The organism is Streptomyces sp. SudanB25_2051 (genome assembly GCF_964272635.1).
Taxonomy (GTDB): domain Bacteria; phylum Actinomycetota; class Actinomycetes; order Streptomycetales; family Streptomycetaceae; genus Streptomyces.
Window position 1 is genome coordinate 1,792,802 of the sequence record NZ_OZ186787.1, and the last position, 22,494, is coordinate 1,815,295.

Genomic DNA, 22,494 nt, shown 5'->3' on the forward strand with positions numbered 1-22,494 from the left:
CCACGGCCCGCACCGGGCAACTCACTGTCAGGTGCCGCACCCCCCACCGCACAGCCCATGAGGCACCTCTCGCCCGCCCCGAGGAGGAGACGCATGGCCTGGTATCCGGGGGCTGCGCGCAGGGAGTCGCAGCCGAAGTCGGAAGGCCGGCCGGCGATCCGGCCGGCACGATTACCGGGATGCGTGCCGTTCAAGGTAGGCCGCTGCGGCGCGCAGAAGTCCCGGATCGTCACGGAATCTGCCAAGTCCCTGGTTGCAGGCACGGCACACCAGACCGCGGACGCAGTCGCCGCAGACGCGGGAACCAGGACAACAGCCGTGGTCGTGGTCCACGGAGAGGGCGCTCCCGTCGCTCTCGGCCTGCTTGCAGATGGCGCACACACCCCCCTGGCGCGCCAGCATGTCCGCGTAGCGTTGAGGCGGCAGCCGGTACAGCGCCTTCCGCTGCGCGTCCCGTCCGCAGCTTCGGCGGTTTCCCTGCAACCCGTCCTTGGCGGCGGCGTTCCGGTTGAAGCTGTCGGGGTCGAGCCAAAGGAGACAGGTGCGGCACTGCTTCTCGCCCCGCGCGTTCCGGTCATGTGGTTTGACGGACCGGCGGTCCGGCAGCGCGGTCAGCTCACGCCCCACATTGCGCTGCCAGTTGTGGCTCGCGCAGAGCCCTTTGCTGATGTACTTCCGCGTACATCCCGGGAACTCGCATCGGCGGGCCTCCGTCGCCGCGCCGTCATGCACGCGATACGCGGCCGCGGGGCCCGGATCCCCATGGCGCTGCCATCGCCCGTAGTGCATCGCGCACCAACCACGCGAACGCACGCGGACAGGACGGCTGCAGCCCTCGACAGTACAGGTGAGCGCGTCCATATCGGCATCCCCCGGAAGTGGCACTCGAATCAGAAGGAGGCACCCTGATGGCCTGGTGCCCGTTCGCCAGGAAGATGGAGCTCCAGCCAGAGAGCGATCAGCAACCCGCTATCAGGCCCACGCAGTTCATCGTCCACAGCCTGGCCGCGCCATGGACCGCGCAACGGCTCTATGAGTACTGGAAGTCCAGCTCGCTCGAGTCCCACTTCGGACTCGGCTACGAGGGCGACCTCGCGCAGTACATCGGCACGGAGACCCGAGCCGACTCCAACTACGCCGCCAACAGGCGCCCCGACGGCACCGGTGCGGTGTCGATCGAGACGGCGTCGAATCTGAAGCACACCGACCCGTGGACGGACAAGCAGATCGAGCAGCTGATCCGGGTCGGTGTGTGGCTGCACCAGCACCACGGACTGCCGCTGCGGATCTGCCGCACCCACGACGACCCCGGCTACGGCTACCACCGGCTGCACTCCGCCTGGTCGTCGGGGGGCACCGCGTGCCCGGGGGACGCGCGGGTGGACCAGTTCCGGAAAGTCGTTTTCCCCGGCATCGTGAACCGCGCCAGCGGCCACACGGCACCCGTACCGCCCGAGGAGGACCCCGTGCCGAACCTGCTGAACGAGTCCAACGCCGCCGACATGGAGCTCGCGTCCGGCAACTGGGCGGGGCTGTCGTTCCGCACCGCGATACTGCTGGTCGGTCCGGTCCGGCACCACACCGTCGTGCACCTGCTGTTCGGCGACGACACGCCGGCCGACACGGTGATCGAGGGCTGCTTCTACACGACGGACAAGAACGGCGGCGACCGCTCCCTGTACCTGCCGATCCGGGCGTACGGGGCGGGCGGGCACCAGTTCACGTCCACGGCGGATGTGGGCGCGGGACGTCATCTGCGGTTCATGGTCCGCGCCAGGACCCCCGACCACCGGCCCGTGCGGCTGCTGCACCGCTCGGTGTCGGGCCCGTTCTGGACGCTGTGAGCGGGGGCAACGGGGCGTCGCCGTAATCCCGTTGCGGGGCGGACGCGTGACTGCGAGGCTGCCGGGCATGTCCGAGCACCCCACATCGCACAGCGTGTCCGCCCTCTTCGACGGCGCCGGCCGCCTGACGGCCATCCCTCGCAAGCAGGCCCGTCGCGAGCAGCTCCTCGCGCACCTGGCGCAGACCCTGTTCGAGCAGCGGCGCACCTATACGGAGCCCGAGGTCAACGAGGCGCTGCGGACGGTCCACGAGGACTGCTCGGCGCTGCGCCGCTACCTGGTCACGTCGGGGCACCTGACGCGTACGAGGGACGGCAGCGCCTATCACCGCTCCCCGGCGGCCTGACGCCGGGCCGGGTCGTCATACGCGCCCGCGCCCGGGCGGGCACGAACCCGAAGACGGCGCCGTACGGGACCAGAACTCCACGCGGGCGTCCCCCTAAGGCGAACCGGCGCGGTCCCCGCGCCGCCGCCGCACGATCCCGCGCCCCACGACCCACAGGCCGACGAGCACGAGCACGCCCCCGAGACCCACCCACCGCACGGACCCGCCGTCCCGGTAATCCTGGACGGCCCAGAAAAGCATCATCCCGGACACACCCAGCCCGACCCAGTCGAGCGCGACGCTCAACCGCTCACTCCAAGTCCCCCAGTTCACACCGCGATCCTGCCACCCGCGAATCCCCACGCCCAGCCCCACCGCCACCGCGCGGTGAACTCGTCCGCGGAGAGCGGCCGCGCTCTTCTGGGCTGCCGCCGTGAGCCGACGTCCGTGTCAGCAGCGGAGGTCCGTCACGGGCACTGGGACCTGGACATCAGCCGCCGTGCGCTGCCGCGCCAAGGATTCCGCTGCACGCTTGTCGGCTGCTTGCTTCTGCTCTATTGAGGCCCGCAGCTCCGCCGGAGTCGGCCATGGAGCGCGTCGATGGATCATGCGGTGGCAGTTGGCACATATGAGAGCGAGATCGCGGAGTCTGGTCTGCCCTTCGCCCGCTTCGTGCAGCGGCACCACATGATGGCACTCGATATACCCGGCACCGCGGTCGCCGTAGACCCGCTCGAAGTCGAACCCGCAGGCTTCGCACTCCAGCCGTCCGCCACGCTTGAGTACGGACGCGATCTTTTTCTTGCGCAGGCTCTTGCTGCGCTCGCGGGCCTGGTGCCGCCGCATGAGGAGCCGCCCTTCGGGGGCGCTGTAGTCGTCACCGAACGCCTCGTCCTCGGTGAGCGGGAGGCTCTGCAGCTCGCCGGCCGTGATGCCCTGGCGAATGAGCCGTGCAGCCGCGGTCATTTCGTCAGGCCGGGCAAGGAACTCCATCAGCACCGCGCGGTCGAGGGCACTGCCATTGGTGGGCTTGCCCTGGTAGTCCGGATGCCGCGTGGCGATGTCGAACGTCTTGCGCGCCACTCCGTTCGGATTGCGGAACTTTTCGTTGCGTTCCGTCTCAGCATGGATGGGGAGGAGTTGCAGCAGGCGTGACAGCTCCACCACCCTGGCGTCCTGAGCGTCCAGCCCTTTCCAGCCGTTCTCCATCACAAGCTGGCAGGCGAGGATGATCTCGTCCCTGGCCCAGTCAGGATTGTTGACGGCTTTGACCTGGAACCCTGCCTGCTCCAGCCACGCCACGGCGTGCTCTCTGCCTCCGCTGAACTCGTCAGGCTTGAGGGGTCGGCCGTGGTCCCACTGGTGCGCCACGCCGGCGATGGCCTTCGAGTCGTACTGACGCCCGTCATGCACCACGACATACGATCGGGCCTTTTTGAAGCCGTACTTCTCCAAGAACCTGTCCGGGCCCAGCCGGTCGTACTCCGCGATGGCCTTGAGTACGGCCTCCTGCGTGATCGCTACTCTGCGCATGGCGGCAGCGTACGGCCAGCCGCTGACACTCCCCTTGCCACCACCCGGCGCAGCCGGTGCCGGGACACCATGGCACCGTGCGCCCCGTCGTACGCCCCACGCCCTCTTGCACGGGTCAGCCTCTGCACGGTTCCGTTGAATGCTGGCCGGCACTCACGTGCCGCAGGGGGGAAGGACGGTACGCGATGGGGACCGTGACGGGGTGGGCCGACAAGATCTTCGGTGACACCGCTAACCAACTGATCGAATTGATCCCAGCCAGCTTGGTTCGCGCCCATGCCCGAGCGCGCAGCGGGCACGAAGGAGTGCAGACGCAGACACTGGAGGCATACGGACACGGCCTTTACGCCGCGCAGTACGAGGAACTGGAAGTGGGGCTCGGCTCGCTCCCTGAGGCCACTCCGGTGCGCTTGCAGGGACGGACGCTCATGATCCTTAGCGGCCATGTGATCTATCCCTTCCGCTACGCGAAGAAGGACGTCCCTGTCACGGCAGCACGGCTTCGCCGGGCAACGGGCTTCCGGGCCGACCTGATCCGCCGGCACGGCCCCGAACCCATGCAGCAGGCCTTCGATCTCGGTCTCGACGAGCTGGACGAGCCGGATGCGCACCCCGACCTCGCTTTGCTCTCAGAGGACACCCAGCTCGTCCTCGTGGCCTACGCCTGCTCCATGGCTGAAGGAGTCATGCGCATTGAATGGGGCTCTGCGGAACTTCGCCGGGAAGACCGCTACCTGATCTGGCACCACCACGAGCGGCTCCCTCTGCCGCCGCAGGCAAGAAGCGAATAGGCCCCCTCCCAGACTGACCACCGGCCCCATGGCCTCCCCACCTTCGAGTCGGCCAAGGCTGGGCCCTGCCATCGCACCGACCTGACTGGAGCTGAGAGCGCGAGCGCTCCCACGTGTTCGCGCACTACAACCAGGGCTGAAGCATTCTCGAGAACCGTCGTGGCAGCGATGTCACCGTGGGTTCAAACCCCACACCCACCGCAGATGAACGGCCCCGGACCAGACAACCGGGTCGGGGGTCGCTTCCGTGCCCGCGCACCGTGATCACCCGGTGTTCCCCGGCATTCCCTGCTCGATCGGGCACGGGAGGAACACGCTTCTAGACGTCGAGCCATGGGCCTCGGGTGATGTGCCTGTGGAGGTGCTCGTCCAGACAGCTCATGTGGGCCCAGAGGAACTGCACGCTCTCTTCCCCGGCCCGAGAGATCTCCAACGTGACGCCATCACCCGAGGGGCCGACGTCGGTGGCTCCCATACAGAACGCGCAGCTCACCGGATCATCAAAAGGGGTACTCATCCGGTGAATGTAGCCGGAGGCGCGCGGATCGAGTTCGGCGGCGGTGCTGGGTGTAACTGCTACAGGTCACCGGTGGTTCGCGGACGCGGCTGTGCGCCCTCGTAGATGTCAGCCGTGGATGTCAGGACCGGAAGAGCCGGGGGTGCGGACAGGGCTCCAACGGGTCATCCGGACGGTCCGCCACTTCCACCAGGCGTGCCGAGCGGGGCAGCGCCACAGCATGCGGCAGGCTCGCGCGCCGTCATCCTCCCGGCCGCTGAGGACAAGGCCGCCGGTCCTCATAGTCTGGGCGCAGTCGGGACATGTGGGCGGCGGAACTGCTGACATGGGGCGTGGGGCGCAACCTACCTTGGCTCGAAGCGGTGACGCTATGAGCTCGGGAGTCACTGCATCGGGCACAGCCAGAGCGCCGCGACCATGAACGTGTACACGCACGTCGCGCAGGACACCCCGACGTGAGGCCGTCAGCCGCATGGGCCGGACGCCGAAGGCCCCCGCCGTGATCGGCGAGGGCCTTCGTGGTGGTGGGCGCGGACGGTTTCGAACCGCCGACATCTGCTTTGTAAGAGCAGCGCTCTACCCCTGAGCTACGCACCCGTGGAGTGAGGCAACAGCGTACATGGCCCCCTGGTGGGGTTCGCAAACCGTTGCGGGGGTTAGCCCCACCCCCGTGGCGGTGGGCCGCCGGATCGTGGGGGCGAGGGGGCGGTACGTAGCGTGGGGCGCGTCGTAGTGGTTTCGTACCGGGGGAAGCTCGTGGTCGCTGAGGGTGCTCGTCGTCGTACCGTCCGTTCCGTCGCCGTGGTGGGGGTGCTGCTGTTCGGGGTCGCCGGGTGCGGGGGTGTCGACGCGGCGGGGGCGCCCGAGGAGCGGAAGGTGTTCGCGTTCCGGGGGGACGCGCTGACCGTGGACTCCGGGGACGGCGACGTCGTCCTGGTGCCCGCCGACGTGACGGGCGTCGAGGTGACGCGGCAGGTCGACGGCTGGGTCATGCTGGGCAGCGGGCCCGACGCGGCGTGGCGGATGGACGGCGGCACGCTGACCCTGCGGGTGGCCTGCGACGCCGTCGTGCAGAACTGCGACGCCCGGTACGAGGTGAAGGTCCCGCGCGGTGTCGCCGTGACCGTCAGGGGCGACAGCGGCACCGTCTCGTCGGACGGCTTCGCCGCGCCGCTCACGGTGCGCACCGACAACGGCGACGTCACCGTGCGCGGCGCGCGCGGGCCGCTCGACCTCGGCACCGACAACGGCGTCCTCCGCGTGGACGGCGCCACCTCCCGTACCGTCTCGGCCCGCAGCGACAACGGCGACATCCGCCTCGCCCTGGGCGGCGCCCCCACCAGGGTCGCGGCGCACAGCTCCAACGGCGGCGTCGTGGTCGAGCTGCCGGCCGCCGCGGCGCCGTACGCCGTCACCGCGGGCACCGACAACGGCAAGGTCACCACCGACGCGCCGCACGACGCGAAGAGCTCCCGCGCGGTGACCGCGTACAGCGAGAACGGCGACGTGACGGTGCGTACCGCGAACTGATCGGCTCTCCCGTTCGTCCTACCCGGTGGGAGAATGAACCGGGTCAGCTCGGACGGACGGTACGGGGAGCGGATGTGACGGGGACACGCGGCGCACGACGGCACGCGGCGGACGCGCTCGCCCTGGTACTGCTGCCGCTGCCCCTGCTCGTCGCGGCCGCCGCCGGGGTGCTGGGCTCGGCCGGGGCGCTCGCGGGCGGCGGCGCCGGGGGCGGTACGCGGCGCTGGTTCGGCGGCGGGCGCGTCGAGAGCCTGCGGGCCGACGCGCAGGCCGCGAAGGACGCCGCCGCGGCCGCGTTCTACGAGCTGGACACCGCGCAGCGGGGCCTGCGGATCTCCATGGAGACGATCGCCGCGGTGGACCGTTCGCCCGCCGCGGGCCGCGCCGCGGAGGGGTTCGCCGCGCTGGGGCGGCGCATCGACGAGGTCAGCCAGACGTACATCGAGGCCGTCGACCGCTACGACCTGGACCGGGTCGATCTGGATCCGGCCGCGGCGACGGGCGCCCGCACGGACCTGACGCGCGCGAAGGACGAGCTCGTGCGGGTGCGGGGCGAGCTGGAGCGGTTCGAGGAGGGGCTCGCCCCGCTGCTGGCCACGGCGGAGACGCAGCTGGCGCGGCTGGCCCCGGCCGTCGAGCGGGCCCGTGCCGCGCTCCTCGCGGCGAGCGGCGCGCTGGACTCCGTACGCGGTGCGGGGCTGCGCGCCGACGACCTCGCGGCCCGCCTCGCCGCCCTCGCGCCCGAGCTGACCAGGCTCAACGAAGGCGCGGGCCGGCACGGCGTGGCGGAGACCCTGCAGCGCGCCGACCGGGTGCTGCGGGAGGCGGAGGCGGTACGGGCGGACGCCGAGCGGCTTCCGGAGCGTGCCGCCGAGATCGACCGGCGGCTCGTGTCGCTCCGCACGCGGGCGCAGGCCCTCGCGAACCGGGCCGCGTCCGTGGAGCCGGTGCTGAGCGAGCTGCGGCGCCGGTTCAGCCTGGCGTGCTGGCAGGACCTCCAGCCGGTGCCCGAGCGGGCCGCGGAGTCCGTACGGCAGGCGGAGGGGAAGATCGCGGAGGCGGCCCGGGCGCGGGACGAGCAGCGGTGGCCGGACGCGACGGCGCTGCTGAGCACGGTACGGGCACTGCTGAACGCGGCGGACGAGGCGGTGTCGGCCGCCGGGGAGCGGCTCCAGCGGCTGAACGCCGTGGCGAAGGACCCGCAGCAGGAGATCGACCGGACGCGCTTCACGATCCGGGACGCGCAGCGGCTCGCCATGGACGGCCGCCACACCCCGGACCCCCGGCACGCCGGGCCGCTGGACGACGCGGTGGCCCGCCTGGACCGGGCGGTGGGCGGTCTGGAGGGGCGGCACCCGGACTACTGGCATTTCCTCACGGAGACGGAGGCCGTGCGGGCGTCGGTCGCGCGGGTGGTGGAGCAGATCCGTGAGGAGCGGGGGTCCGGGGCCGGTGGGCGGTGAGGGCGGTGGCCGGGGCCGGTGGGCGGTGAGGGCCGTGGGCCGGTGCGGGCGGGTGGTTAGTCTTTCCGTATGCCTCGCTACGAGTACCGCTGCCGCACCTGCGGCGACACGTTCGAACTGAGCCGCCCGATGGCGGAGTCCTCCGCGCCCGCCGCCTGCCCGGCCGGGCACGACGACACGGTGAAGCTCCTGTCGACCGTCGCGGTCGGCGGCACGGCGTCGGCCGCGGCACCCGCCAGGCCCGCCGGCGGCGGCGGTGGCGGGTGCTGCGGCGGCGGCTGCTGCGGCTGACACCCGTACCGCGGCGGGCCCGGTCGTCCGTACGGGGCTGACACCCGTACCCCGGCGGGCCCGGCCGTCCGTACGGGGCTGACACCCGCACCGCGGCGGGCCCGGTCGTACGAACGGCTGCGGGCCCGCCCGCGCGTCTACGCCGCCGCTGCCGCCGCCGTCCTCGCCGCCGACAGGAAGCGGCGCAGGATCTCCTCGCCCGCCGCCACGCCCCGGTCCCGGAGCACCTCCACGTGTCCGGCGCGCCAGTCCGTGTCGGCCAGTTCGCCGTGGCCGGGCCGCCACGCCCGGTCGGCGGCCAGCAGCAGGTCCGCGTCGAGCAGCGAGTCACCCGCCGCGAGGACGGTGCCGGCGCCGGTGCGGCGCGCCACCTCCCGTACCGCCGCGCTCTTCGTCAGCGGCTTCGGCACCGCGTACACCTTCCGGCCCTGGAGGGACACCGTCCAGCCGCGCGCCTCCGCCCAGGCGGACAGTTCGGCGACCCAGCCGTCGGGCAGCAGCGCCCGCTCCACCACCAGGTAGGCGAACAGGTCTTCCGCGACCCGCTCCTTCAGCAGCCACGCCGGGTCGGCCGCCGCGATCAGGTGCGCCCGCACCTCGTCCAGCGAGGCGCACTCGTCGGCGAGGCGCGCCGCGACGACGGCCTGCCAGTCGCGGTCCGACTCACCGTCGACCAGCAGGTGGCCGCCGTTGGCGCAGATGGCGTACCGGGGTGTCGGGCACGGCAGCTGGATGCGCCGGTACTGCTCGCGCGTCCGGGTGGTGACCGGCATGAACGCGGCCGTGCGGGCCAGCTCGTCGAGCAGTTCCGCGGCGGCCTCGGTGACGTACGAGAGCGGTTTGCCCTGGTAGACCTCCACGCACAGCAGGCGCGGCGCCTCCGCGTCCGGGGCGGTCAGCGCGAGCGCGGCCGTCGAGTAGATGAGCGTGCGGTCCAGGTCGCTGGCGATCAGCGCGGGTCCGGGCGCCGCGGCGCCGGTTGCGGCTCGGTTCACGGCGCGGTCACCGCCCGGCCGTCGGCGCCGGTCGCGCCGCGCGTGTACCGGGGGTGGATGAGCCCGACGCAGGTGTACGGCAGGTCGTCCACCTCCTCGACGGGTACGCCCCGCTGGTCGGCGAGGAGCCGTACGTGGTCCAGGTCGGCGCCCGCGCCGCGCTGGGCGAGGACCTTCCACGGGACGCGGCGCAGAAGGACCCGGGTGGTCTCGCCGACGCCGGGCTTGACCAGGTTCACGTCGTGGATGCCGTACTCCTCGCTGATGCGCTCCACGGCGGCCCAGCCCTCCCAGGTGGGCGTCCGGTCGGCGGCGAGGAGCCGGGCGGTGTCGGCGGCGACGGCGTCCGCGACCTCGTCGAAGCGGGCGGACACCGCGTCGAGGAAGTCGTTCGACACGTCGGCGCCGGCGAGCTCCCGGTAGAACTTCGCGCCGTGGTAGTCGTCGGGGCCGACCAGGTCGGCGCGCAGGACGGTGCGGGAGATCAGCCCGGAGACGGTGGAGTTGAGGCACGCGGAGGGGATCAGGAAGTCCTCGCGGGTGCCGTGGACGCGTACGCAGGAGCCGGGGTCGGCCAGGACGGCGATCTCCGGGTCGAAGTCGGGGAAGTCCGCGAGCGCGGCGGCCAGTTCGCGGGTGATGGCGCCCTTGCCGGTCCAGCCGTCGACGAAGACGACGTCGGCCGGGTCGTGGTGGGCGCGCAGCCAGCGCAGCGCGTTGGTGTCGATGCCCCGGCCGCGCACGATGGACACGGCGTAGTGCGGCAGGTCCAGGCCGTGCCGGTGGCGGGCCCAGCGGCGCATCAGCACGCCGACGGGGGTGCCGGCGCGGGCGAGGGAGACCAGCACAGGGCGCGGGGAGCGCTCCGCGAGGACCGTCTCGGTGACGACGCCGACCGCGCGGGCGATCCGGGCGGCGGATGCGTCGAGGGCGGAGCGGAACAGCTTCTGGTAGTCGTCGCTCGGCTGGTACTCGACGGGCAGCGACTCGGCGTAGTGCGCGCCGCCGCTCTGGATGGCCTCCTCCCGCTCCTCGGTGGGGGCCTCCAGCTCCACGTCGGACAGGTCCTGGAGGAGCCAGCCGACCTCGTCGGGGGCGTAGGAGGAGAACGCGGGTCCGCGCAGCGGCTCGGGCAGCATGCCGGCTCTTTCCGGTACGTACGAGGGGACGGTGGCCAGCACGACGCGCGGGATGTGCGCGGTGAGCCGGCCGAGGAGTCCGTGCGGGGCGTGCAGGAGGGGCGTGTCGGCGGCCGAGTCCACGACGACGGCGACCGCGTCGAAGCCGCCGCCGGCGACGTTGTACGCGTACCGGTCGCCGGGGCCGTCGGCCGGGTCGTCGTGGGCGGGGAAGACCAGGCGGGTGCGGATGGCGTAGCCGGGGTCGTCGACGGCCAGGACGGGCGAGCGGGTGGTGGTGGAGAACCGCACGTCGGCGTGCGGGACCCGCTCCTCCAGGGCGGCGGCCAGGGCGAGGGGCGCGTACATCAGCTCCTCGCAGCCGAGGACGAGGACGCGCGGGGCGCGGGCGTCGGGCGCCGCGGGCGCGGGCGCCTGGGGCGCGGGGGACGTGCCGGGCGTGGCGGGGGCGGGCGCGTGGGGGGTGCCGGGCGCGGTCTCCCGCGCGACCTCCAGTCCCAGTGCCTCCGCCAGCCGCGCCGCCATCGACGGCAGCGCCGCCTCCAGGCGGGCCCGGTGCTCCGGGGTGAAGCCGTGGCGGCCCCCGTCCGGCAGCCCGGCCGGCCACCCGAGGTCGGCGCGCCGTACGGCGGCGACGTCGCCGGTCGCGTCCGGTGCGGGCCGCTGGTGCGCGGCCACCAGGGCGCGGCCCTTCTCCAGGACGCCGTCGGGCAGCCGTACCGTCCCGGCGGCGAGCGCCACGAGGTCCACCCGCGCGCCGATCTCGGCGGCGAACTCCGCCAGCCGCTCGCGGTCCCGGGGGGAGCGCATGTCGACCAGCGCCACGATCACATACCGCTCGCGCGGGTACCGCGCGTGCAGCGCCCGTACGGTGTTCAGGACGGTGTTGCCGGTCGAGAACTCGTCGTCCACCAGCACCAGCGGCCCCGGTCGGGCCAGCAGCTCCGGGTCCTCGGGGAGCAGCAGGTGCGAGGTGTGGTGGGAGTGCGCCTCCTCGAACCCGGCCGCCTGCCGCACCCCGGGCACGGGGCGGCGCGTGGAGTGCAGGTACGGGGCGTGGGCGAGGCCGTCGGCGACGCAGTGGCCCAGGCCGGTCGCCGTCTCCGCGTACCCGACGACGACCGCGCGCCGCGCCTCCGCCTCGCCCAGCAGGGCCCGCACGCGGCGGCCCAGCTCGTAGCCGGTGCCGCGCACGACGGCGGGGCTGCGCGGCACGTGCTTGCCGAGCACCCGCGAGACGAGGAGGTGCGCCCTCTTCGGGTTGTCCCGCAGGGCGAGCCCCAGCAGGCCGCGCAGCTCCTCGTCGTCGCCCCCTCGCGCCGAGAGTTCGACGCCGAGCCGCTCGGCGACCCATCTTCCCGTCCACACCGTGCCGTGAATGACGTGCCTCTTCTCTCTCGGGTACAGGTGTCGTGCCTGGTCAGGGGCGCGGCTCACGGTACGGCCAGGCCGGCCGCGAGCAGCTCGACGAAGCCCACGTCCGCCTTGGCGACGCCGAACACCTCGGCCCGCCGCAGCGTCCGCTCCGCCCAGGCGCGGTGCGGCTTCACCTCGTTCATCTTGTTCGTGTACGCGGAGCGCAGGACGCCGCCGCCGTTGCGCTCCGGGCGCAGGATGTCCCGCGCGTCGCTGTACTCCTCGTGGCTCACCACGGACAGCGCGTGCACGGGCTGCACGTGCGAGGGGTGGATGCAGGTCTTGCCGAGCAGGCCGTTGGCGCGGTCCAGCTCTATCTCGCGGAGCAGCCCGTCCAGGTCGTGTTCGATCAGGGCGGTGCGCAGGGCCTCGGCGCGGCCTTCCAGGAAGGGGCTGCGGCGCAGCATCGGCTTGAACATGCGCTCCTGGAGGCGGAAGTACTCCCACACCGGTCCGGTGATGGTGAAGCCGCTGCCGTCGGCGCGGCCGAGGACGTTGACGACGTCGGCGATGACATGGGCGACGATCTGCACGTCGTAGGCGGTCATGTCGGGCGAGCGGCGCAGCCCGTACGCGGAGCAGAAGTCGGTGACGCCCAGCCGCAGGGCCAGGACGCGCTCGCGGTGGGCGGTGACGGCGCGGGCGATCCCGGCGAGGGTGTCCGCGCGGGTCTCCAGGTGCAGCAGTTCCGGCGACTCCAGGACGGGCATCGCGTACAGCGGCCGTCCGGCGAGCGCGTCGGCCGCGGCGGGCTCGGCCTCGGCCACGGCGAGCGCCTCAAGGAAGGGCGTGCCGCGCTTCTCGGTGAACTTCGGCAGTACGAAACCGGACAGCAGCCGTACGGCGGGGCCGAGGCGGCGGACCAGGTCGGGTATCTGCTCGGGCTCGCGGACCCGGATGAACAGCAGGGGCGGTTCCCCGCCACGCGCGGCCAGATCGGTGAGCTGGCGTACGAGGTTCTCCTCGCCGAAGGCGACGTCCGCGTCGCCGATGGAGTCCTCCAGGCAGAGCACCATGGACACGACACCGCGTCCGACCTGCTTGCACACGTCGTCGGCGAGGGTGGGGCGGGTGGCGGGGCTGTAGAGCGTGGCGCCGAGCGCGGCCGCGAGGACCTCGGCCGGCGAGTGGCTGTCGAACGCGCACGGCTCCCGATGGAACAGCCCGGCCCGAGCAGCAGGCGAGATATGCCCGAAATGACGCATGCGCTTTCCCCGAACTGCCGTGACGTTCCGCCTCCGGCCTGATGACATGTGGCCGGTAATAGTACGTAAGGACAAGTGTCGCCGGTTCCCCGTCGATATGAACGCCGGGTGACACCGGCACCGACTCCGGGTGCCGCCCCTCGCGGTCGGCGCGCCCGGTTCGGGCCCCCGCGTTGTCCGCCGGGCGGGTGGCCAGGCAGGATGACGGGCATGACGCACGAGATGCTGAAGGGCTCGAACGTCCCCCTCGACGCCGCGGCCGTACGGGCCGTACTGCGCTGGACCCCTGGCCCGGAGGTCCCCGACGTGGACGCCTCGGCCCTGCTGCTCGGCCAGGACGGGCGGGTGCGTTCCGACGAGGACTTCGTCTTCTACAACCAGCCCCGGCACCCGTCCGGCGCGGTGCGGCGGCTGGCGAAGAAGCGGGTGGAGGACGGGCTCACCGACACGGTCAAGACGGACCTCGCGGGCCTTGAGCCGTCCGTGGAGCAGGTGGTGATCGCGGCCTCCTCGGACGGCGGCACCTTCGCCCACGTCCCGGACCTGCGGATCGTGCTGTACGACGCCGCCGCGGGCGAGGACGCCGAGGCGCTGGCGTCGTTCCATGTGCGTCCGGAGACGGGCGAGGAGACCGCCATGATCTGCGGCGAGCTCTACCGCAGGGGCGAGGGGTGGAAGTTCCGCGCGGTGGCCCAGGGCTATCCGACGGGCCTGATCGGCCTGGCCACGGCGTTCGGCATCTCGGTCGAGGAGGAGTCCGGCGAGGGCTCCGAGGGCGGGCAGGCCCCGTCGCTGCCCTCCCCCTCCGCGGCCTCCACTGCCGAGTCCTCCGCCTCCGCCACTTCCGCGGCCGCGCCGACCGGCGCAGTGCCCGCTGCCGGTACGGCCGACGCGGACGCGACCCAGGCGATACCCGGCCCGGCCACCGGCGCCGCCCCGGCCCCGGCCGCCGTCACCCCTGCCGCCGTCACCCCGGCCGCCGCAGCACCGGGCGCGACCGCCGCGCCCGCCATCCCGCCCGTACCCCCGGTGCCGCCGCCCCCGCCGACCGCTCCGCCGGCGTACGGCTACCCGCACCCCGGAGCGGGCCAGCCCGCGTACGGGTACCCGCAGCCCACGTCCCAGCCCGCGTACGGCTACCCGCACGCGGCGCCCCAGCCCGCGGCCGCGGCGGCCGGCGCGCCGGTCCCGGACCCGTACTTCCAGCTGCCGCCGATGGGCCCGCAGTTCCAGCGGTGAGCCGGGGGCGGGGCCGGGGCGGACGGGCGGGGGCGCGGCGGCGCGGCCGTCAGGACGCCCCGGTCTTGAAGCCGCGGCCCCACTGCATGCCCCAGCCGTACATCCGGTCCAGTTCGCCCTGGAAGCCGTAGACGAACTTGACCTCGCGCCGCACCACCAGCTCTCCCTTGACGTTCTCCAGCAGGAACACCGCGCAGGAGCGGGCCTCCGGGGCGCGCTCGTCCAGCTCGATCTCGATGCGCGGGCCGCTGCTCGGGTAGAGCGTCATCATGGCGTGCGTCCGGTCGAAGGCGGGCGTCTGGTCGTAGATGTAGACGAAGAACAGCAGCCGCTTGAAGTCGTCGCGGTGGTCGAGGTTGACGAAGATCGTCTCGCCGGACGAGCCGAACCGGTCGTCGCCGCTGAGCTTCACGTACGGCGGTTCGTTGAGGTCGCCGAAGTAGCCGCCGAGCGGCTGGACGACCCCCTTCGACCCGTCGGCCAGCTCGTACAGGCACCCGATGTCCAGGTCGACGCTGGCCACGGCCCTGGTGTGCGCCTGGACCGGTTCGGGCTGGAAGAACTTCAGCGGGTGCCGCAGCAGCCGGCCGCTCTGCCGGGGCCTGCTGTCGAAGTCGGATGTGCGCATCTTCCAGGAGAGGTTGACGCGGAGATTGCCGGTCGCGGCGCCCTGCTTGGTCAGCGAGAGCGTCGGACGCCGCCGGGTCAGGCCGATCGCGTTGGTCGCGGCGCTGCCCGAGTCGAACTGCGCCGTCCTGTTCTGCCGCAGGCTGTCCCAGAAGGCCATGCCACCCCCCAAAGGTGTACGGATACGCGGCGGGGCGGCCGGGAGCTCCCGGCCGCCCCGCAAGGAAGCGTTCCGCACCACCGGGGTGGTCACACCCCGGATCGTGCGGTGACCGTCACACTCCGGACGGGACCTCGGCCTTCTCGCCGGGGCCGTCCGCGCCGCCCTCGGCCGCGATGCGCTTGTTGCGGCGGACCGAGGAGTAGAAGGACGCGGCGATCAGGAACACGCCGATGGTGCCGGTGATGAGCTCGCTGATCTCGTGCTGGATGGTGATGAGCAGGATGACGGCGAGGGCGCCGATGGCGTAGTGGGCGCCGTGCTCCAGGTACACGTAGTCGTCCAGCGTGCCCTGGCGGACCAGGTAGACGGTGAGCGACCGGACGTACATGGCGCCGATGCCGAGGCCGAGCGCCATCCAGAAGATGTGGTTCGTGATGGCGAAGGCGCCGATGACACCGTCGAAGGAGAAGGAGGCGTCGAGGACCTCCAGGTAGAGGAAGAGGAAGAACGCGGCTTGCCGGCGAGGCCGACCGCGGAGACCGGCTTGCCCTGCTTCTTGGCCTTCTCCTCCTCCTCGTGCTCCCGCTCCTCCTCTTCCTCCAGCTTGTCCTCGAAGTAGCCGGAGAGGCCGCCGACGACCAGGTAGGTGATCAGACCGGCGACGCCGGAGAGCAGCACGGTCGCCGACTTGTCGGCGTGGCCGGCGCTGGTGTGCGCCTCGGTGGCGAAGGTGATCGCGCTGACCAGGAGGACGATGAGGGCGATGCAGACCGACAGCATGTCGACCTTGCCGAGCTTGGCGACCGGGCGCTCCAGCCACGCCAGCCACTTGTGCTCCCGCTCCTCGAAGATGAAGTCGAGGAAGATCATCAGCAGGAACATCCCACCGAAGGCGGCGATGGCCGCGTGGGCGTCGGTGACCAGTGCCTCGTACTGCTTCGGCTGGTCGAGCGCCAGCTGCACGGCCTCGATCGGGCCGACCTTGGCGCTGATCGCGACGATGACGACCGGGAAGACCAGTCGCATACCGAACACGGCGATCAGAATGCCGATCGTCAGGAAGATCTTCTGCCAGAAGGCATTCATCTTCTTGAGGATTCCGGCGTTGACGACCGCGTTGTCGAAGGAGAGGGAGATTTCGAGGATCGACAGGATCAGTACGATCCCGAACGCCTCCCACCCCCACTGCCAGGCGGCGAATGCGAGGCCGAGCGCCGTGACGGCGAACGACCAGCCGAAGGTTTTCAGAACCACTGACTACCCAATCGTGTTGGGGGTCCCCCCGGGCGAAGCCTGCGGGAGGGGCTCCTCCACGCCGATTGCGCCGGGCCTTGCACGAACCCTGAGACGAGCTTTAGGAAACATTGACCCCGAAGTCTAGAGCGATGCCCCGCAGGCCGGACGCATACCCCTGACCGACGGCCCGGAACTTCCACTCGCCGCCATAGCGGTAGAGCTCGCCGAAGATCATCGCGGTCTCCGTGGAAGCGTCCTCGCTCAGGTCGTAGCGGGCCAGCTCCTGGCCGTCCGCCTGATTGACCACGCGGATGAAGGCATTGCTGACCTGGCCGAACGTCTGGCCCCGGTTGTCCGCCTCGTGGATCGACACGGGGAAGATGATCTTGTCGCAGTGGGCGGGGACGAGCGTGAGGTCCACGATCAGCGACTCGTCGTCGCCGTCACCCTCACCGGTGAGGTTGTCACCGGTGTGCTGGACGGAGCCGTCCGGGCTGGTGAGGTTGTTGTAGAAGACGAACCACTCGTCGCCGAGGACCCTGCCGGACTGGCAGAGCAGCGCGCTGGCGTCGAGGTCGAAGGGCGCTCCGGTGGTGGAGCGCGCGTCCCAGCCGAGACCGACCAGCACCTGGGTCAGATTGGGTGCGGCCTTGGAGAGGGAGACGTTGCCTCCCTTGGCGAGCGTGACGCCCATGACGATGATCCTCCCCGGTGACGTACTGCTGTCCTGTGAGCCCGTGGTGCGGTGCCGTGCCGGTGGGCCGGCGGCCTGTGGGCGCCCCCCGCCGGGTGCGGTGTCCCGGCCGGTCGGCCTGTGGGCGCCGCGCCTGACGGTGCGGTGCGGCCGTGGTGCGCGGTGCGGTGCCGACGCGGTGCGCGGTGCTGCGGTGCCTGGTGGTGCCGGTGCCTGGTGGTGCCGGTGCCTGCGGGCCGCTCGTGCGGTGCGGTGCCCGCGGGGCGCGGTGTGCGGTGCCCGCGGACCGGCCCGGGTGGGCGCCGCGCCCGGGTGGTGCCGGCCTGGTGCGCCGGGTGTCGCGCCCGCGCCCGGTGCGGGTGGTGCGATGCGCCGCCGTGGTGCGGGTGGCGGGTGCGGTGCGGGCGGTGGATTTGATGACCTGTGCCGTACCGGTGGGACCGCGCGTCCGGCGCCGCACGGGCGGGTGCGGCGCCGGACGGTGCTGCGTACGGCTCAGACGTTCACGCCGAAGTCCTGCGCGATGCCGCGCAGGCCGGAGGCGTAACCCTGGCCGATGGCACGGAACTTCCACTCCGCGCCGTGGCGGTACAGCTCGCCGAAGACCATCGCCGTCTCCGTCGAGGCGTCCTCGCTCAGGTCGTAGCGGGCGAGCTCCTCGTTGTTGGCCTGGTTCACGACGCGGATGAACGCGTTGCGCACCTGGCCGAAGGACTGCTGGCGGGTCTCGGCGTCGTAGATGGAGACCGGGAAGACGATCTTGTCGACGTCGGCCGGGACCGTGGCCAGATTGACCTTGATCTGCTCGTCGTCGCCCTCGCCCTCACCGGTCAGGTTGTCGCCGGTGTGCTCGACGGAACCGTCGGGGCTCTTCAGGTTGTTGAAGAAGACGAAGTTGCCGTCGGTGGCGACCTTGCCCTGGGCGTTCAGCAGCAGAGCGCTCGCGTCCAGGTCGAAGTCCGTACCGGTGGTGGTGCGGACGTCCCAGCCGAGACCGACCGTGACCGCGGTCAGATTGGGCGCGGCCTTGGTCAGCGAGACGTTGCCGCCCTTGCTGAGGCTGACTCCCACGAGTCCCTCCATTGGTTTCCAGGGGCAGCGCCCCCGTCGTGCGTGGCATCGGATCAACGACTGGATACTAGTGAGGGGTTCCCACCGTGAGCAGGCTCTTGAACCGATGAGTCAGGGGTTTCGGCCGTGCCGTCGCACAGCCGCGCGGGCGCGGGGTCCCACACGTCCCGGTGGCCGCCCCGCGCCCCGGGGACCTCAGAGCGCGTCGAGGGCCTTGACGTAGTCGTTCAGGTCGCGGGCGTCCGGCAGACCGTTGACGACGGTCCAGCGCACGATGCCCTCCTTGTCGATGATGAAGGTGCCGCGCACCGCGCAGCCCTTCTCCTCGTCGAAGACGCCGTAGGCGCGGGAGACCTCGCCGTGCGGCCAGAAGTCCGACAGCAGCGGGTACTCCAGGCCCTCCTGCTCGCCGAACACGCGCAGGGTGTGGATGGAGTCGTTGGAGACGGCCAGCAGCTGGGTGTCCTCGTTGACGAAGCGGGGCAGCTGGTCCCGCAGCGCGCACAGCTCGCCGGTGCAGACCCCGGTGAACGCGAACGGGTAGAAGAGCAGCACGACGTTCTTCTCGCCGCGGAAGTCGCCGAGTCGCACGGTACGCCCGTGGTTGTCCTTCAGTTCAAAGTCCGGGGCCTTCGTGCCGACCTCGATCGCCATGGCAAAAGCATCCCTTCGGTGGGCGGATCGCTGGGGTCCCACCCTACGCAACGAGGTCCCCGCCGATGTGCTCGGCGGGGACCTCAAGGGCTGTGGGAGCCGGGCGGTCAGCGCTTGGGCTTGCCCGCCTTCGGGCTGACCAGGCGGCTGCCGACCCAGTCCTTGCCCGCGTTGATGCTCCGGGTCTGGGAGAGGCCGGCGGTCTGGGCGGCCTCGTTGATGTCGCTGGGCTCGATGTAGCCGTCACGCCCGGTCTTGGGCGTCATGAGCCAGATCTGGCCGCCCTCCTCGATCAGGCCGATGGCGTCGACCAGCGCGTCCGTGAGGTCGCCGTCCTCGTCGCGGAACCACAGCAGCACGACGTCGGCGACGTCGTCGTAGTCCTCGTCCACGAGTTCCTGGCCGATGACAGCCTCGATGTCCTCACGGAGCTCCTGCTCGACATCGTCGTCGTAGCCGATCTCCTGGACCACCTGTCCGGGCTCGAACCCCAGCCTTGCGGCCGGGTTGGTCCGCTCCTCCGCGTGGTCCGCGGTCGCGCTCACGGCTTGCCTCCTGATCATGAATGGGAAAGTGCTTCGGCCGCGCGCGTACGCGTGGCATTGGGCGTAGTCCACACGTGCTGGACGGATCGCGCAAGTACCCGGCGACCTAGACCGCCGAAACGGTGACTTTTGGGGCCGTCCTGCCGCAACTCCGGGTACCCGCCCTCCCGCGTTCGTGACACACACCACACCTCTTGACCCACTTTAGGGGGTTGTATGCGGCACGCGCCCGCCAGGGGTCCGGGCACCGCCCCGCGCGCACGGGCCGCGGACCGCGAAAGCGGGTTACCCCTCGGTAGAGATGACGTGGGCGTCCACGGGGTACACGATGGTGGCGACGCGACCGCAAAGCCGACACTCCGTCCCGCATGCCATCAGCCGTAGACACATCGAACAGCGAAGGAACAGCGTGGCTTCCGGAACCGATCGCAATCCGATCATCATTGGCGGCCTCCCCAGCCAGGTCCCGGACTTCGATCCGGAAGAGACCCGGGAATGGCTCGACTCCCTGGACGCCGCCGTCGACGAGCGGGGGCGGGAACGCGCTCGCTATCTGATGCTGCGGCTGATCGAGCGGGCCCGCGAGAAGCGCGTGGCCGTGCCCGAGATGCGCAGCACCGACTACGTCAACACCATCGCCACCAAGGACGAGCCGTTCTTCCCCGGCAACGAGGAGATCGAGCGGAAGATCCTCAACGCGACCCGCTGGAACGCGGCCGTGATGGTCTCCCGCGCACAGCGCCCCGGCATCGGCGTGGGCGGCCACATCGCCACCTTCGCCTCCTCCGCCTCCCTGTACGACGTGGGCTTCAACCACTTCTTCCGCGGCAAGGACGAGGGCGACGGCGGCGACCAGATCTTCTTCCAGGGCCATGCCTCGCCCGGCATCTACGCCCGCGCCTTCCTGCTGGACCGGCTGAGCGAGGAGCAGCTCGACGGCTTCCGCCAGGAGAAGTCGAAGTACCCGAACGGCCTGTCGTCGTATCCGCACCCGCGCCTGATGCCGGACTTCTGGGAGTTCCCCACGGTGTCCATGGGCCTGGGCCCGCTGGGGGCGATCTACCAGGCGCGGATGAACCGCTACATGGAGGCGCGCGGCATCGCCGACACCTCCCGGTCCCATGTGTGGGCGTTCCTGGGCGACGGCGAGATGGACGAGCCCGAGTCGCTGGGGCAGCTCACCCTGGCCGCCCGCGAGGGCCTCGACAATCTGACCTTCGTCGTCAACTGCAACCTGCAGCGCCTCGACGGGCCCGTGCGCGGCAACGGCAAGATCATCCAGGAGCTGGAGTCGGTCTTCCGCGGCGCCGGCTGGAACGTGATCAAGCTGGTGTGGGACCGCTCCTGGGACCCGCTGCTGGCCCAGGATCGCGACGGCATCCTCGTCAACAAGATGAACACGACGCCGGACGGGCAGTTCCAGACGTACGCGACGGAGTCCGGCTCGTACATCCGGGAGCACTTCTTCGGCGACGACCACCGGCTGCGCGCCATGGTCGAGAACATGACCGACCAGCAGCTGCTCCACCTGGGGCGCGGCGGCCACGACCACCGGAAGATCTACGCGGCGTACGCGGCGGCCAAGGCCCACAAGGGCCAGCCGACGGTGATCCTGGCCCAGACGGTCAAGGGCTGGACGCTCGGCCCGAACTTCGAGGGCCGCAACGCCACCCACCAGATGAAGAAGCTGACGGTGGACGACCTGAAGCGGTTCCGCGACCGTCTGCACCTGCCGATCCCCGACAGCGAGCTGGAGTCCGGCCTGCCGCCGTACTACCACCCGGGCCGGGACTCGGAGGAGATCCAGTACATGCACGACCGGCGCAAGGCGCTGGGCGGGTACGTCCCGACCCGTGTCGTCCGGTCGAAGCCGCTGACGCTGCCGGGCGACCAGGCGTACGCCGCGGTGAAGAAGGGGTCGGGGCAGCAGTCGATCGCGACGACGATGGCGTTCGTGCGGCTGCTGAAGGACCTGATGCGGGACAAGGAGATCGGCAAGCGGTTCGTGCTGATCGCGCCGGACGAGTACCGCACGTTCGGCATGGACTCGTTCTTCCCGAGCGCCAAGATCTACAACCCGCTGGGCCAGCAGTACGAGGCGGTGGACCGGGAGCTGCTGCTCGCCTACAAGGAGTCGCCGACCGGGCAGATGCTGCACGACGGCATCTCGGAGGCGGGCTGCACGGCCTCGCTGATCGCGGCCGGTTCGGCGTACGCCACGCACGGCGAACCGCTCATCCCCGTGTACGTCTTCTACTCGATGTTCGGCTTCCAGCGGACCGGTGACCAGTTCTGGCAGATGGCCGACCAGCTGGCGCGCGGTTTCGTCCTGGGCGCGACCGCCGGCCGTACGACGCTGACCGGTGAGGGACTCCAGCACGCGGACGGCCACTCGCAGCTGCTGGCGTCGACGAACCCGGCGTGCGTCGCCTACGACCCGGCCTTCGGATACGAGATCGCGCACATCGTGAAGGACGGCCTGCGGCGGATGTACGGCTCCTCGGAGGAGCACCCGCACGGCGAGGACGTCTTCTACTACCTGACCGTGTACAACGAGCCGATCCAGCACCCGGCGGAGCCTGCCGACGTCGACGTCGAGGGCATCGTCAAGGGCGTCTACCGGTTCAGCTCGGGCCAGGCCGGCTCGATCCCCGCGCAGATCATGGCGTCCGGCGTGGCCGTCCCCTGGGCCGTGGAGGCGCAGCGGATCCTGGCGGAGGAGTGGAACGTCCGCGCCGACGTGTGGTCGGCGACGTCGTGGAACGAGCTGCGCCGCGACGCGGTGGAGGCGGAGGAGTACAACCTGCTGCACCCGGACGAGGAGCCCCGCGTGCCGTACGTGACGCGGAAGCTGTCGGGTGCGGAGGGTCCCTTCGTGGCGGTGTCGGACTGGATGAGGTCGGTCCCGGACCAGATCTCGCGCTGGGTGCCCGGCCCGTACAGCTCGCTCGGCGCGGACGGCTTCGGCTTCGCGGACACGCGCGGCGCCGCCCGCCGCTACTTCCACATCGACGCGCAGTCGATCGTGCTCGCCGTGCTGACGGAGCTGGCCAAGCAGGGCAAGGTGGACCGCTCGGCGCTGAAGCAGGCGGTGGACCGCTACCGGCTGCTGGACGTGTCGGCCGCCGACCCCGGTACGGCCGGCGGCGACGCCTGAGGGCGGCGGGGGGTCCGGTCGCCGATACGCCCGGACCCCCGGCCTCCGCTTACGATGCC

Annotated in this window: 19 protein-coding genes, 1 tRNA gene and 1 pseudogene; 8 read left to right on the plus strand and 13 right to left on the minus strand. The window is 71.5% G+C overall.

What is annotated here, in order from left to right; all coding sequences use genetic code 11:
- Nucleotides 1-171: 171 nt before the first annotated feature.
- Complete coding sequence (locus tag ACSUPT_RS07940; protein ID WP_436943865.1) at nucleotides 172-861, minus strand: endonuclease VII domain-containing protein; 690 nt, start codon at nucleotides 859-861, stop codon at nucleotides 172-174.
- 47 nt (nucleotides 862-908) lie between these two features.
- On the opposite strand from ACSUPT_RS07940, the gene ACSUPT_RS07945 reads away from it, so the two are divergent.
- The gene (locus ACSUPT_RS07945) at nucleotides 909-1,844 is read left to right on the plus strand and encodes a peptidoglycan recognition protein family protein (protein WP_351968255.1); all 936 of its coding nucleotides are present in this window, start codon (nucleotides 909-911) and stop codon (nucleotides 1,842-1,844) included.
- Between the two features lie 67 nt (nucleotides 1,845-1,911).
- Complete coding sequence (locus ACSUPT_RS07950) at nucleotides 1,912-2,190, plus strand: DUF2087 domain-containing protein (protein WP_351968254.1); 279 nt, start codon at nucleotides 1,912-1,914, stop codon at nucleotides 2,188-2,190.
- A 93-nt stretch (nucleotides 2,191-2,283) separates the two neighbouring features.
- Here ACSUPT_RS07950 and ACSUPT_RS07955 read toward each other — a convergent pair whose 3' ends face one another.
- Together ACSUPT_RS07955 and ACSUPT_RS07960 are read right to left on the minus strand one after the other, a co-directional pair.
- Nucleotides 2,284-2,502, minus strand: a complete 219-nt coding sequence (locus ACSUPT_RS07955) for a hypothetical protein (RefSeq protein ID WP_436943867.1) — start codon at nucleotides 2,500-2,502, stop codon at nucleotides 2,284-2,286.
- A gap of 117 nt (nucleotides 2,503-2,619) precedes the next feature.
- Complete coding sequence (locus ACSUPT_RS07960) at nucleotides 2,620-3,702, minus strand: HNH endonuclease (RefSeq protein WP_399217207.1); 1,083 nt, start codon at nucleotides 3,700-3,702, stop codon at nucleotides 2,620-2,622.
- Between the two features lie 185 nt (nucleotides 3,703-3,887).
- Here ACSUPT_RS07960 and ACSUPT_RS07965 point away from each other — a divergent pair, with 185 nt between their 5' ends.
- Entirely contained in the window at nucleotides 3,888-4,493 is a 606-nt protein-coding gene (locus ACSUPT_RS07965; protein WP_351968252.1) for a hypothetical protein, read from the plus strand.
- A 1,039-nt stretch (nucleotides 4,494-5,532) separates the two neighbouring features.
- Here ACSUPT_RS07965 and ACSUPT_RS07970 read toward each other — a convergent pair.
- Nucleotides 5,533-5,607: transfer RNA gene (locus ACSUPT_RS07970), tRNA-Val, on the minus strand.
- Nucleotides 5,608-5,811: 204 nt separating this feature from the next.
- On the opposite strand from ACSUPT_RS07970, the gene ACSUPT_RS07975 reads away from it, so the two are divergent.
- The 3 genes from ACSUPT_RS07975 to ACSUPT_RS07985 all read left to right on the plus strand — a co-directional run bounded on the left by ACSUPT_RS07975 (nucleotide 5,812) and on the right by ACSUPT_RS07985 (nucleotide 8,294).
- Nucleotides 5,812-6,540, plus strand: a complete 729-nt coding sequence (locus ACSUPT_RS07975) for a DUF4097 family beta strand repeat-containing protein (protein WP_436943870.1) — start codon at nucleotides 5,812-5,814, stop codon at nucleotides 6,538-6,540.
- A gap of 74 nt (nucleotides 6,541-6,614) precedes the next feature.
- Entirely contained in the window at nucleotides 6,615-8,003 is a 1,389-nt protein-coding gene (locus ACSUPT_RS07980; protein WP_361661028.1) for a hypothetical protein, read from the plus strand.
- A 69-nt stretch (nucleotides 8,004-8,072) separates the two neighbouring features.
- Nucleotides 8,073-8,294 carry an FmdB family zinc ribbon protein gene (locus ACSUPT_RS07985; protein WP_351968249.1) on the plus strand — a complete coding sequence of 74 codons (222 nt, stop codon included), beginning with the start codon at nucleotides 8,073-8,075 and terminating at the stop codon, nucleotides 8,292-8,294.
- A 137-nt stretch (nucleotides 8,295-8,431) separates the two neighbouring features.
- Here ACSUPT_RS07985 and ACSUPT_RS07990 read toward each other — a convergent pair whose 3' ends face one another.
- The 3 genes from ACSUPT_RS07990 to ACSUPT_RS08000 all read right to left on the minus strand — a co-directional run bounded on the left by ACSUPT_RS07990 (nucleotide 8,432) and on the right by ACSUPT_RS08000 (nucleotide 13,049).
- Nucleotides 8,432-9,289, minus strand: a complete 858-nt coding sequence (locus ACSUPT_RS07990) for an HAD family hydrolase (protein ID WP_351968248.1) — start codon at nucleotides 9,287-9,289, stop codon at nucleotides 8,432-8,434.
- Nucleotides 9,286-11,796: a phosphoribosyltransferase gene (locus ACSUPT_RS07995; protein ID WP_436943871.1), complete on the minus strand. Its 2,511-nt coding sequence runs from the start codon at nucleotides 11,794-11,796 to the stop codon at nucleotides 9,286-9,288. The genes ACSUPT_RS07990 and ACSUPT_RS07995 overlap by 4 nt, the downstream gene beginning before the upstream one ends.
- Before the next feature lie 65 nt (nucleotides 11,797-11,861).
- Nucleotides 11,862-13,049, minus strand: coding sequence for an HpcH/HpaI aldolase/citrate lyase family protein (locus tag ACSUPT_RS08000; RefSeq protein WP_351968246.1), 1,188 nt, complete (start codon nucleotides 13,047-13,049; stop codon nucleotides 11,862-11,864).
- Nucleotides 13,050-13,259: 210 nt separating this feature from the next.
- On the opposite strand from ACSUPT_RS08000, the gene ACSUPT_RS08005 reads away from it, so the two are divergent.
- Nucleotides 13,260-14,288: a TerD family protein gene (locus ACSUPT_RS08005; RefSeq protein WP_436943873.1), complete on the plus strand. Its 1,029-nt coding sequence runs from the start codon at nucleotides 13,260-13,262 to the stop codon at nucleotides 14,286-14,288.
- Nucleotides 14,289-14,337: 49 nt separating this feature from the next.
- Here ACSUPT_RS08005 and ACSUPT_RS08010 read toward each other — a convergent pair whose 3' ends face one another.
- The 6 genes and pseudogenes from ACSUPT_RS08010 to ACSUPT_RS08035 form a co-directional block, all read right to left on the minus strand.
- On the minus strand, nucleotides 14,338-15,075 hold the full coding sequence (locus ACSUPT_RS08010) for a TerD family protein (RefSeq protein ID WP_351968244.1): 738 nt from the start codon (nucleotides 15,073-15,075) through the stop codon (nucleotides 14,338-14,340).
- A 115-nt stretch (nucleotides 15,076-15,190) separates the two neighbouring features.
- Nucleotides 15,191-16,332 (minus strand): annotated as a pseudogene (locus ACSUPT_RS08015) (DUF475 domain-containing protein).
- A 100-nt stretch (nucleotides 16,333-16,432) separates the two neighbouring features.
- On the minus strand, nucleotides 16,433-17,008 hold the full coding sequence (locus ACSUPT_RS08020) for a TerD family protein (protein WP_351967605.1): 576 nt from the start codon (nucleotides 17,006-17,008) through the stop codon (nucleotides 16,433-16,435).
- A 495-nt stretch (nucleotides 17,009-17,503) separates the two neighbouring features.
- Complete coding sequence (locus ACSUPT_RS08025) at nucleotides 17,504-18,079, minus strand: TerD family protein (protein WP_315879928.1); 576 nt, start codon at nucleotides 18,077-18,079, stop codon at nucleotides 17,504-17,506.
- Between the two features lie 195 nt (nucleotides 18,080-18,274).
- Nucleotides 18,275-18,733, minus strand: a complete 459-nt coding sequence (locus ACSUPT_RS08030) for a peroxiredoxin (protein WP_351967604.1) — start codon at nucleotides 18,731-18,733, stop codon at nucleotides 18,275-18,277.
- 107 nt (nucleotides 18,734-18,840) lie between these two features.
- Complete coding sequence (locus ACSUPT_RS08035) at nucleotides 18,841-19,278, minus strand: DUF3052 domain-containing protein (RefSeq protein WP_010472178.1); 438 nt, start codon at nucleotides 19,276-19,278, stop codon at nucleotides 18,841-18,843.
- 409 nt (nucleotides 19,279-19,687) lie between these two features.
- On the opposite strand from ACSUPT_RS08035, the gene aceE reads away from it, so the two are divergent.
- Nucleotides 19,688-22,435: a pyruvate dehydrogenase (acetyl-transferring), homodimeric type gene (gene aceE, locus ACSUPT_RS08040; protein WP_436943875.1), complete on the plus strand. Its 2,748-nt coding sequence runs from the start codon at nucleotides 19,688-19,690 to the stop codon at nucleotides 22,433-22,435.
- Nucleotides 22,436-22,494: the final 59 nt, after the last annotated feature.